This window comes from Streptomyces sp. OfavH-34-F (assembly GCF_022347745.1).
Classification (GTDB): domain Bacteria; phylum Actinomycetota; class Actinomycetes; order Streptomycetales; family Streptomycetaceae; genus Streptomyces.
The window spans coordinates 1-6,832 of record NZ_JAKRGC010000333.1; the positions used below are offsets into that span (position 1 = coordinate 1).

Annotated in this window: 7 protein-coding genes; 4 read left to right on the plus strand and 3 right to left on the minus strand. The window is 75.1% G+C overall.

Going from position 1 to position 6,832, the window contains the following annotated elements; translation table 11 throughout:
- Positions 1–501 (minus strand): SAM-dependent methyltransferase (locus MHW47_RS30065; protein ID WP_374230170.1); only part of this gene is annotated, 501 nt, incomplete at its 3' end.
- 96 nt (positions 502–597) lie between these two features.
- Between MHW47_RS30065 and MHW47_RS30070 the strand changes: the two genes are divergently transcribed.
- Together MHW47_RS30070 and MHW47_RS30075 are read left to right on the plus strand one after the other, a co-directional pair.
- Entirely contained in the window at positions 598–1,815 is a 1,218-nt protein-coding gene (locus MHW47_RS30070) for a sensor histidine kinase (protein ID WP_239227002.1), read from the plus strand.
- A 105-nt stretch (positions 1,816–1,920) separates the two neighbouring features.
- The gene (locus MHW47_RS30075; protein ID WP_239227009.1) at positions 1,921–2,595 is read left to right on the plus strand and encodes a response regulator transcription factor; all 675 of its coding nucleotides are present in this window, start codon (positions 1,921–1,923) and stop codon (positions 2,593–2,595) included.
- 12 nt (positions 2,596–2,607) lie between these two features.
- On the opposite strand, the gene MHW47_RS30080 is transcribed toward MHW47_RS30075, so the two are convergent.
- Together MHW47_RS30080 and MHW47_RS30085 are read right to left on the minus strand one after the other, a co-directional pair.
- The gene (locus MHW47_RS30080) at positions 2,608–3,726 is read right to left on the minus strand and encodes a DUF5937 family protein (protein WP_239227003.1); all 1,119 of its coding nucleotides are present in this window, start codon (positions 3,724–3,726) and stop codon (positions 2,608–2,610) included.
- A gap of 81 nt (positions 3,727–3,807) precedes the next feature.
- Positions 3,808–5,004 carry a low specificity L-threonine aldolase gene (locus tag MHW47_RS30085; RefSeq protein ID WP_239227010.1) on the minus strand — a complete coding sequence of 399 codons (1,197 nt, stop codon included), beginning with the start codon at positions 5,002–5,004 and terminating at the stop codon, positions 3,808–3,810.
- 173 nt (positions 5,005–5,177) lie between these two features.
- On the opposite strand from MHW47_RS30085, the gene MHW47_RS30090 reads away from it, so the two are divergent.
- Both MHW47_RS30090 and panC read left to right on the plus strand, forming a co-directional pair.
- Entirely contained in the window at positions 5,178–6,137 is a 960-nt protein-coding gene (locus tag MHW47_RS30090) for a Rossmann-like and DUF2520 domain-containing protein (protein WP_239227005.1), read from the plus strand.
- Positions 6,134–6,832 (plus strand): pantoate--beta-alanine ligase (gene panC, locus MHW47_RS30095; RefSeq protein WP_239227006.1); only part of this gene is annotated, 699 nt, incomplete at its 3' end. The genes MHW47_RS30090 and panC, both read left to right, overlap by 4 nt.

Below are 6,832 nucleotides of genomic sequence, written 5' to 3' on the forward strand. Positions count from 1 at the left end.
CCCGGAGACCGGCGCGCCCAGCCGCTCCGCGCCGTCCCGGGTGCGCACCTCGACGTACCGCTCGACGCCGTCCGCGCCGGTCTCCGCCACGGGCAGCGGCACATTGTCCAGCCACTCGTTGGCGAACAGCAGCCCGCGCACCCCCTTCGGCGGCTCGGCGCACCACTCCACCCGGGGGTCCAGGCCGTCCGGGCGGGCGGCCAGCTCGACCGCGTACGCCCGTACCGCCAGGTCGGCGCCGCCCTCGGCGGGCAGCGCGGCGAGGACGCCGGTCACCAGCTCCCCGCGCCCCGCCCCCATGTCCACCAGGTCCACGTCGGCGGTGCCCAGCTCCGCCGCCGTCCGCACCAGCAGCCGGGCGACGGCGGCGGCGAACAGCGGCGAGGCGTGCACCGAGGTGCGGAAATGACCCGCCGGGCCCTCGGGGCGCCGGTAGAAGCCGTCGTCGCCGTAGAGCGCGGCCTGCGCCGCCTCCTGCCACCCGCGCCACTCATCCCTCACGATTCACCAGTCTCCACCTTGGGGAGTAGGGGCCCGAGACCCGGATCGACCCTTCGGCTGACCCGGCACCCCGCAGTCTTCTTTACGCTGGGTTACGTGCAGCGCCTCTACGATTTCATCCGCAGACACCCGACGGGTGTGGACAGCTTCTGGGCTGTCTTCCTCCTCGGGCTCTCCGGCATGACCATCGTGGTGGGCGACGCCGGGCGCGGCGGACCGCTCGAACGGATCGCGATCGTGCCGGTGGTCGTGGGGCTCTGCCTCGTCGTCGCGCTGCGCAGGCGGGCGCCGGAGAAGATGCTGCTGCTCGCCATCGCGATGGGCGTGGTGCAGCTGCTGTGCGGGGTCCGGCCGACCGTGGCGAACTTCGCGATGCTGGTGATCACGTTCACGGTCGCCACCGTCGGTGAGCGCTGGGCCTCCCGGCTCGCCCTGGTGTGCAGTCTGAGCGCGGCGACGCTCTCCCAGCTCCGCTGGCCCGACCAGGAGGAAGTGACGCGCGGCTGGGCGGAGTCGGTGTTCGTCGTCGTGGTGCTGACGGTGCCGTTCGTCCTGGCCTGGGTGCTCGGCGACTCGATGCGGACCCGGCGGGCCTACTTCGACCAGCTGGAGGAGCGGGCGGCCCGGCTGGAGCGGGAGCGGGAGGCGCAGGCCAAGGTGGCGGTCGCCGCCGAACGGGCCCGGATCGCCCGCGAACTCCACGACGTGGTCGCGCACAACGTGTCGGTGATGGTGGTGCAGGCCGACGGCGCCGCCTATGTGCTGGACGCGGCGCCCGACCAGGCCCGGCAGGCGCTGGAGACCATCTCCACCACCGGCCGGCAGGCCCTCGCGGAGATGCGCCGGCTGCTCGGCGTGCTGCGCACGGGCGACGCCGAGGAGAGCGGCGAGTACGTGCCGCAGCCCGACGTCGAGCAGATCGAGGAGCTGATCGACCAGGTGCGCAAGGCCGGCCTGGAGGTGGACTTCAAGGTCGAGGGCACCGCCCGCCCGCTGCCCAGCGGTGTCGAACTGACCGCGTACCGCATCGTGCAGGAGGCCCTGACCAACACCCGCAAGCACGGCGGCCCGCACGCCGGGGCCAGCGTCCGGCTGGTCTACTTCGACGACGGGCTCGGCCTGCTGGTCGAGGACGACGGCCGGGGCGCCGCCCACGAGCTGTACGAGGACGGCGGCGCGGACGGCGCGGGGCACGGCATGATCGGCATGCGGGAACGGGTCGGCATGGTCGGCGGCACACTGGATGCCGGGCCGCGCCCCGGCGGCGGCTTCCGGATCAGCGCGCTGCTGCCGCTCAAGGCCGCCGACCGCTGAACCGCGCCGCACGAACCGAACGAGCCGAACGAACCGACCGACCGGGCCGGCCTGGCCGGATGAGCCGGACGAATGAGCCGGACGAACGAGGAGAGACAGGACCCGATGGCGATCCGCGTGATGCTCGTCGACGACCAGGTGCTGCTGCGCACCGGCTTCCGGATGGTGCTCGCCGCCCAGCCGGACATGGAGGTGGTCGCCGAGGCCGGTGACGGCGCGGAGGCGATCGAGATCCTGCGCGCCACCGCGGTGGACGTGGTGCTGATGGACGTCCGCATGCCCCGGCTGGACGGCGTCGAGGCCACCCGCCGCATCTGCGCGCAGCCCGATGCGCCCAAGGTGCTCATCCTGACCACCTTCGACCTCGACGAGTACGCGTTCTCCGGGCTCAAGGCCGGGGCCAGCGGCTTCATGCTGAAGGACGTGCCGCCGGGCGAGCTGCTGGCCGCGATCCGCTCCGTGCACAGCGGGGACGCGGTCGTCGCCCCGTCCACCACCCGCCGGCTCCTCGACCGCTTCTCGCCGATGCTCCCCAGCGGTACGCCGGAGCCGCAGCACAAGGACGTCGCCAAGCTCACCGAGCGCGAGCGCGAGGTGATGCTGCTGGTCGCCCAGGGCCTGTCCAACGGCGAGATCGCGGGACGGCTGGTCCTCTCCGAGGCGACCGTGAAGACGCATGTCGGCCGCATCCTGACCAAGCTGGCCCTGCGCGACCGGGTGCAGGTCGTCGTCCTCGCGTACGAGACGGGGCTGGTCCGGGCGGGCGGCGGCGCGGGCTGACAGGCGCCGCGCTCAGCGCAGGATGCCCTCCAGGAAGTCGCTCCCCAGCCGGGCCACCACGGTCAGGTCCAGCTGGTGCAGCACGTACCGGCCCCGGCGCCGGGTCGTGACGAGCCCCGCCTTCTTGAGCACCGCCAGATGCCGGGAGACCTCCGGCGAGGTGATCCCGTGGGTGTCGGCCAGTTCGCCGGTGGTCCACGGGGAGCGGGCGATGTTCCGGCACAGCCGCATCCGCATCGGGTGGGCGAGCGCCTCCATCCGCAGTTGCAGCAGCTCCACCGGGGCGGGCGCGGGCAGCTCGGGCCGGTGCACCGGGTAGTGGATCACCGGCCGCCAGCCCGGGGCGTGCAGCACCATCAGGTGCGGCCGGCCGAAGGCGGTGGGGATGAGCGTGAGCCCGGGGCCCACCGCCGGGTCCGTGGCGTCGGTCTCCCCCTCGGTCAGCTTGTCGACGCTGATCGTGCCGCCGTCCGCGTCCAGCGACAGCGCGGGGGAGACCGCCCGTATCGCCTCGGCCAGGCCCTTGTGCCGCAGCAGGTCCGTCTTGTGCCGCGCGTCGGCCACCAGCTGCACGCGCACCCGCTCCCAGGTGTCCGCGAAGAACGCCTGGTCGCAGTCCTCGAAGAGGCGGCGCAGCCAGCGGCGCACCGGAGCAGGGTCGGCCAGCAGCCGCTGGGTGAACTCCACCTGGCGCGGCCCGCGCGCCGCCGCCATGTCCAGGGCGCGGGCGCGCATCCCGGCGTCCCGCAGCGGGGAGGCCGAGCCGGTCCCGTAGAAGGCGGCGCAGGTGAACTCCAGGGCGGCGGAGACGAACCGGTCGTCGTCCAGCCGGTCCAGGATGTCCAGGTCGGCGGCGAGGTCGGCGCCCGTAACCCCGTCGCCGCCGACGATCCCGGCGAACGGCATGAAGATGTCCGAGAAGGTGTTCCGCCACAGGAACTCCGCCTCGTGCAGCCGGTCCGCGAGGTCGGGCTCCAGGGCCGTGGCGGTGGCCGTCGCCCAGCCGTGCAGGCCCGGATGGTGGCCCGGTTCGGAGAGCGCGTGCAGCGCCACCCCCAGCTCGACCAGCGGGGAGGTCCGGAAGACGAAGCGGTCGGGGGCCAGGCCCGCGATGCGGATGGTGACGCTCACGCGTCCATGGTGCCCGGCGGGTCCGACAACCCGGTCACGGATTGACGGCCGCCGTCAATCCACGGCCGGGCCGGGCGGTCCTCAGCCCCGGGCGGGCAGCCGTGCCAGGAACGCGGCCACCGCGTCCCGCACGTCCTGGGCGGTCCACTCCAGACCGGCCTCGTTCACCGTCACCTCCGTGGCCGCCACCCCCGGCGCGCCGGTGTCCGGCGTGAACCAGCGGCGGAAGAGGACGGTGCCGGTCTCCTCGGCCTGCCGCACCGCCGTCTCGGTCAGCACGTCGGCGTCGTAGGGCAGCCACACCTGGAACTGGTGGGTGTGCGGCCGCCGCGGATGCACCCGGAACCAGCCCGCGCCCGCCGCCTCGAACCCCTCGGCCAGCGCCTCGGCGACCACCTGGGCGTGCGCCACGTACGCGGGCAGCCTCGGCAGCTCCCGGTCCAGCCCGGCCAGCGCCGCGACCGCCGCCGGGAACTGCTGGTAGAGCATGCCCCCGTACCGGTGCCGCCACAGGCGGGCCTCCTCGACCAGCGAGGCGGAACCGGCGAGCGCGGCCCCGGAGATCCCGCCCAGGGACTTGTAGAAGGACACGTACACGCTGTCCGCGAGCGCGGCGATCTCCGGCAGCGTCCGCCCGAAGTGCGGGGCGCACTCCCACAGCCGGGCCCCGTCGAAGTGGACCACCGCCTCCCGGTCGCGGGCGGCGGCCACCACGGCCTCCAGCTCCTCCCAGGAGGGCAGCAGGAACCCGGCGTCCCGCAGCGGCAGCTCCAGCATCAGGGTGCCGAACGGCTCCGGGAAGTCGCGGACCTCGTCGGCCGAGGGCAGCCGCGGCTCGGTCGTCGGATGAACGGTGCGCAGCCCGCTCACCGCGCCCAGCGCGCCGTTCTCGTGGACCTCCGGGTGGGCGAGCGGATGCAGGGCGACGACGGGGTTGCCGGTGCGGCCGGCCCAGCAGCGGAGCGCGACCTGCTGCGCCATCGTCCCGGTCGGGAAGAACACGGCGGCCTCCGTGCCCAGCAGGCCGGCGACCCGGCGCTCCAGCTCGCCGACGACCCCGTCCCCGTAGAGGTCCGCCGGGAGGGCCGGGTCGGTGACCGTGGCGGCCTGGGCGGCCAGGGCGGCCAGCTGTTCGCCGAGCGTGCGGTCCTGGGGGAGCCGGCCCAGGGCGCGTCCGGCCTTCCGCCAGGCGGTGAGCCTGCGCAGCCGCCCCGCCTCCTCGGCGTCCACGGCTTCCGACGCCCCGTCCCCGGCGCCGTCCGCGCCCCGCGTGCCCATGTAGTCCATGGGACGATCATCGCGCGGAAAGCCGTGGCCGCCCACCGGGATTCAGTCCCGCCCGAGACGGTATCCACAGCCTGTGGACAGCCGGGATGCGGGGCCGGGAGCTGGCGTAGCATGCAGAGGAATCGTCCGGTACCCCCCGCGGACTGGAACGGAAGGCCCGCAGTGTGAACGCATCAGCTCCCCAGGGGCCCCTCGACGCGAGGGACCGCCCCGCCCGGCTCACCGTCGGCGTGGTGGGGGCGGGCCGTGTCGGCCCCGCCCTGGCCGCGTCCCTGGCCCTCGCCGGGCACCGTCCGGTCGCCGTCTCGGGCGTCTCCGACGCCTCGGTGCGGCGCGCCGCCGACCTGCTCCCCGACGTCCCGCTCGTCCCGCCCGCCGAGGTCCTCGCGCGCGCCGAGCTGGTCCTGCTCACCGTCCCCGACGACGCCCTGCCCGGACTCGTGGAGGGCCTGGCCGAGACCGGCGCCGTCCGCCCCGGACAGCTCCTCGTCCACACCTCGGGCCGGTACGGCACGAAGGTCCTGGACCCCGCCCGGCGGGCCGGCGCCCTGCCGCTCGCCCTGCACCCCGCGATGACGTTCACCGGCACCTCGGTGGACGTGCAGCGGCTGGCCGGCTGCTCCTTCGGGGTCACCGCCCCCGACGAGCTGCGGCTCGCCGCGGAGGCGCTGGTCATCGAGATGGGCGGCGAGCCCGAGTGGGTCGCCGAGGAGTCCCGCCCGCTCTACCACGCGGCCCTCGCCCTCGGCGCGAACCACCTGGTCACGCTGGTCGCCCAGTCGATGGAGCTGCTGCGCACCGCCGGGGTCACCGCCCCCGACCGGATGCTCGGCCCGCTCCTCGGCGCCGCCCTGGACAACGCCCTGCGCTCCGGCGACGCGGCGCTCACCGGCCCGGTCGCGCGCGGCGACGCCGGCACGGTCGCCGCCCACATCGGCGAGCTGCGCGCCCACGCCCCGCAGACGGTCGCCGGGTACGTCGCGATGGCCCGCGCCACCGCGGACCGCGCCCTCGCCCACGGCCTGCTCAAGCCGGAACTGGCCGAAGACCTGCTGGACGCCCTCGCCGACGGGGCGGCACCGGGCACCGGCCCCCACGGCAACGGACCGGAGGAGTCCCGATGACCGCCACCGCCTTCACTCCGGCCCTCTTCCACACGGCCGCCGCACTGCACGGCTACGCCCCCGAGGGGCGGCGGGCCGTCGTCATGACGATGGGCGCCCTGCACGAGGGACACGCCTCCCTGATCCGGGCCGCCCGCGCCCACGCGGGCCCCGCCGGCCAGGTCGTCGTCACCGTCTTCGTCAACCCGCTCCAGTTCGGCGAGGCCGCCGACCTCGACCGCTACCCGCGCACGCTCGAAGCCGACCTCGCGGTGGCCGGCGCGGCGGGCGCCGACGCGGTCTTCGCCCCGTCCGTGGACGAGGTCTACCCCGGCGGCGAACCGCAGGTCCGGATCGCGGCCGGCCCGATGGGCGAACGCCTGGAGGGGGCCTCGCGCCCCGGCCACTTCGACGGCATGCTCACCGTCGTCGCCAAGCTGCTCCACCTCACCCGCCCCGACACCGCGTTCTTCGGGCAGAAGGACGCCCAGCAGCTCGCCCTGATCCGGCGCATGGTGCGGGACCTGAACTTCCCGGTGGAGATCGTCGGCGTGGAGACGGTCCGGGAGCCGGACGGCCTCGCGCTCTCCAGCCGCAACCGCTTCCTCGACCCGCACGAGCGCCGCACCGCGCTCGCCCTGTCCCGCGCCCTGTTCGCCGCCCGCGACCGCCTGGCCGCCCAGTCGGCGCTGCACGCCCGCGCCCGGGCCACCGGC

Excerpts from the sequence above, each read along its gene's own strand:
- MHW47_RS30075 (WP_239227009.1), top strand. The coding sequence starts at position 1,921 with ATGGCGATCCGCGTGATGCTCGTCGACGACCAGGTGCTGCTGCGCACC.
- MHW47_RS30085 (WP_239227010.1), bottom strand. The coding sequence starts at position 5,004 with ATGGGCACGCGGGGCGCGGACGGCGCCGGGGACGGGGCGTCGGAAGCC.